The organism is Vibrio sp. 1580 (genome assembly GCF_033340055.1).
Genome location: NZ_JAWOVT010000761.1, coordinates 1 through 513 on the forward strand (window position 1 = coordinate 1; position 513 = coordinate 513).

Sequence of the window (513 nt, forward strand, 5' to 3'; positions counted from 1 at the left end):
TCTGGTGAAAACATCTCTCTGGGCGAACTGCAAATGGAAAACGGCACGCCACATAAAGATGAATTTTTCGGTGATGTGCACATCTACACCACGCCTTTATTTGTGAATGTACCGCTTGAGGAGTGGCAAGAAGGCGCGCGCGTGATCGTGCAATATCAAGGCTGTGCGAAGGCTGGATTCTGCTATCCGCCAGCAACTCGCATCATTCCCATTGACGCTTTTACGGCTTCCATTGCTGATTCCGCAATAGCGAAAAAGCCAACGCAATCAACAGCGAACAATAACCAAACAAGCACGACATCACCAACGGCGAGCACGTCAGTGTCATCAAACAACGCTCCAGCACCAGTCACTGAGCAAGACAGCCTCGCGGCGAACCTTGCTGACAATTGGTGGACTCCGCTGCTGTTTTTAGCTCTTGGTGTAGGCTTAGCGTTTACGCCATGCGTTCTGCCAATGTACCCAATTTTGACCAGCATCGTACTTGGTAGTGGGAAGCTAAGCCAACGCCGT

At 50.7% G+C, this 513-nt stretch carries 1 protein-coding gene; it reads left to right on the forward strand.

Features of this window, described 5'->3' with window-relative positions; all coding sequences use genetic code 11:
• A partial coding sequence (locus R7093_RS28250) for a protein-disulfide reductase DsbD domain-containing protein (RefSeq protein ID WP_318147412.1) occupies nucleotides 1-513 on the forward strand: 513 nt, incomplete at both ends.